3 protein-coding genes are annotated in these 3,542 nt (G+C 55.5%); 2 read left to right on the top strand and 1 reads right to left on the bottom strand.

The window, feature by feature from the left end; translation table 11 throughout:
* A partial coding sequence (locus EOB59_RS34095; RefSeq protein ID WP_164895839.1) for a hypothetical protein occupies positions 1–245 on the bottom strand: 245 nt, incomplete at its 3' end.
* Positions 246–1,115: 870 nt separating this feature from the next.
* On the opposite strand from EOB59_RS34095, the gene EOB59_RS35765 reads away from it, so the two are divergent.
* Together EOB59_RS35765 and EOB59_RS34085 are read left to right on the top strand one after the other, a co-directional pair.
* A complete protein-coding gene (locus tag EOB59_RS35765; RefSeq protein WP_206073020.1) occupies positions 1,116–2,039 on the top strand; it encodes an HNH endonuclease in 924 nt (307 codons plus the stop codon).
* 480 nt (positions 2,040–2,519) lie between these two features.
* The gene (locus tag EOB59_RS34085) at positions 2,520–3,038 is read left to right on the top strand and encodes an integrase domain-containing protein (RefSeq protein ID WP_245330070.1); all 519 of its coding nucleotides are present in this window, start codon (positions 2,520–2,522) and stop codon (positions 3,036–3,038) included.
* Positions 3,039–3,542: the final 504 nt, after the last annotated feature.

Here is a 3,542-nt window from a genome sequence, read left to right as displayed (position 1 = left end):
GCCAACATATGATCGAAAATCATACCCAGAAAGTCACGCCGATCGGCATTGCTGGCGGCCGTGCTGCCGCGAAGCTTCTCGATCGCGGCAGGAAGGGCCAATCTAAACTCGTCCGCCGAAAGTCCTCGCTGATAAAGGTATTGCGGGTCATCGGCGATGCCGCTGACGATTTCGGCAACGCGATTAACCACCTCCTCCGGTGGCGCCCCCCGATGACGACATGGTGCAGCTTCTTCACCAGCCATTAATCACCCCCCCATATCGCCGGTATTTAACGCGCCGGCCGACGCGATGTGTTCAAGCGTTATAATGATGTGAGGGACGGACTGCAAAGAGTCGGCCTCAACAAAACGATGTTCGCGGCTATTATTTGTCAGGAGTTCTGGCTTTCGCGCCCGCCTCTCTCATTGAAAACGGGTACACTCTGAACCGATGCGGGAGAGAGCACTAAGCGCGGGCCGCAGCACTGTCGCTTTGCAGTTAATGATGAGAGTGGCTTGTCAACGATTTCAGTATGTTAGCTATACACCTAATTTGAGAATGTGCACTTAATTTAATGATCGAGCCCGGCCATTGGCATTTAATTTGAGAATCAACGTCAACACCTTATCGGCCTAGTACTTCTCGAAGACGGATCATGGGATTCAATGGATTCACGGCCTTTCAGCAAATACGATTGCATCTAATTCGAGAATCCGATCTTCAATATTCTCAAATTAGATGCCAATCCTGGTCGAAACGACTGCCTTCTTACAGTTAACTGCCAAGCGACAGATTTGATCTGAAGGCGGCAACTGAACTCATGGAACGTCAGATACTATACCCTGCTTGCCAAGTCAATCTTACTCTTCAAATAATGTAATTATTTCAAGTCTATAACAGAATGCGATGTGGTTCTGGACTCAACGTTTACGCGTTCAGAAGCTCACCATTTTTGAGATGGCAGGCTTACAACGGGTGGTTTCTCGGTTAAGCGGAGATTGCAGAATGCGAGGCGGTTCTAAGCTGCCCATATGCACCGACTCCGCGACGACCCTGCGCCAATGCGGAGGCTGAGGGCACTGAGATGGTTCATCTTAGGCTAATCGCAGCAACTACCATTTTGGAGGGATAATTTGGAATACAAGCTACACAGGATCGCACCCAATTCAGAAGGCTGGGTTCGCCCGTCACGCGGCAGATTGAGCCAGAAGGGGGTCGGCAGCTTCGTTCATGAACACGGGTTCGGGCACGAGGACTGGAATTTCAATATTGATTTCGCGATCGATGGACAGGTCCTCGGCTACACGGTAGCGCTTCCTGCCAAGAAATATGAGGGCCAGAGATTTGGCCTTGTCCTAGCGACCTTCGATGCTGGCGGCTGGCGAGCGGCAGGCTATTACGACGGAGCCATATTACTTGATAAACCCGCCGCTCCGTCAGCCTCAGCGGTGGAGCAGATGGCGGTTGATGTTTTCGAACTCGCCAAAATCAATCAGGTTGCCCATCGATACATGAACCAAACACTTACCCAGATAGAGAACTCCATCCGAAGCGATTTTGTGTACTTTCGTTGGGCGGTCCCAAAAGATCGGATTGTCGTATTCCGGGAGTCGCTACCAATACCGCCAAACATTTTCGAGCCCGGCCGGCAAAGGATGGTAACTTCGTACAACTTGTCCGAAGAGCAGTTCAGGGCGATCACGAAGCTAGGAGCAGATGCTAGTGGAAGAGAGGGTGAGCGTTCCGAAGAAGAAGGCGCGCGCAGGCTCAGGCTTCATTGGGCCATTGAACGGAAGCCGCAACTGGTCGCCGCTTTCAAGGCGAGCCTGACTTCATTCGCATGCACGGTTTGCGGCTTTGATTTCGAGAGAACTTATAAGGAGCGCGGCATTGGCTTCATCGAATGCCACCATACGAAGCCCGTGGCAGAAATACGGCCCGGCGAAAAGACGCGATTGAGCGACCTTCGTGCGGTCTGCTCAAACTGTCACCAGATGCTACACCGCAAACCCATGCTCACGGTCGAAGAACTCAGGGATGTAGTGGAAGGGAAATAAGCTGAACGTTCATCCTTTGCCCGACGGCTCAAAGACTATCACGTGGCAGTTGTGCAGGACTATGGCTAAGGCGAGCACCGGCATCGGCTGCCGCTCGATAACCGGGTGAAGTCGGCGCGAATCCGAGGCAGAGAAGGGGGCGCCCAGAGTGTTACTTTTCAGCATGTCGCTTGGCCGCTCGGTCCGCACGTCAACGCGATCCGGGCCGAGAGGTGTTCGTTGACCGCGCTATCGACACCGCCATCACCAGAACGGCCAAGTTGGGCGAGGCCGATGTGCCAACGCAACCGGGACGGCTCTTACGGCACTCAAACACCGTCGGCGCGGCTTGGCCGCAAATGGCCAACGACCTCGCGGACCTCGGCTACAAGCTGCCGTCCGCCGGTTCCCTCAAACCCAAGCATGTCGAGGCGCTTGTAGAAAGTGGCTCGATTCCGATACCTCGGATGCCAGTATCCGCAACCGCCTCACCTGGCTGCGATGGTGGGCGGAGAAGGTCAACAAGGTCAATGTCGTCAACCGCGACAATGCCGCGTACGGCGTCGCCGAACGTGGCGAAGTCACGCGCAACCGTGCCCCAGACCCTCAACCAGGCCAAGCTTGGCACGATCGAGTGCCCCTCATATCAAGGCGTCGGTTCTCCTCCAAGTGGCGTTTGGCCTGCGGCGCAAAGAGGCCATGATGTTGCAGCCGCAGGCGGCCATTCGTGCCGATCATATCGCCTTGCAGGTAAGCTGGACGAAAGGGGGCCGGGCACGGACCGTGCCCGTCACCACGCTGGAACAGTGGCATGTCCTTGAACCCATCATGCGCCTTGTCCCCGGTGGCGGGTCCCTGATTCCCGCGCAAATGAGTTATGTCGAACACCTCAAGCGGTTCGAGTACCAGACACTCAAGGCGGTCTCCGCAAACAACGGATTCCGCCACGCCTATCCGCGACGGCGTCTGCTACATCGGCCTCGTATTCAAGAGAAAGAACAACCCCGCCGACAACAATGAGGCTTGCTGCGGGGCGCAGATTTTCCTGCATACCGGCGAAGGTATTGTGTTCAAGGGTGCTGTGGCGCATTCGGGTCTGATCGCCTCGGGGAGTTTCACCTCTCTAAGGAAAAGCTGCGGAGATCGTCAGCCGCTGCGCTGACAGCTACATCAGTGGGCACGGCAAGCCGCCGCAGGAGATTTTTATCCACGGCCGCGGTTCAATGGTGCGGAGAGTGAGGGCTTCCGCAGCGCGGTTCCGGCGGGAACAACTATTTCCGGCATCCAGATTACCAAGCCGAATGACCTCAAGCTTTTTCGCGAAGGCGGGCGTGCAGTTTTGCGGGGCCTAGCGCTTGAGATCGACCATCGCAACGCATTTTGAGAGGTTCCAACGCCCTTGAAGGTGCTCATTGTTTTTGGTGACACGCGGCTCCATCAGGTGGCTGGCTGATGTTCTCGCTCTGACGAAGCTGAACTTCAATGCGCGCCTTTTCAGCGACGGTTAGCCGGACCCTCTGCGAT

The organism is Mesorhizobium sp. M7A.F.Ca.MR.176.00.0.0 (assembly GCF_004023165.1).
In the GTDB taxonomy this organism is placed as follows: Bacteria; Pseudomonadota; Alphaproteobacteria; order Rhizobiales; family Rhizobiaceae; genus Mesorhizobium.
The sequence above is the reverse complement of the archived record's forward strand: the minus strand, read 5'-3'. Positions and strand labels throughout refer to the sequence as shown.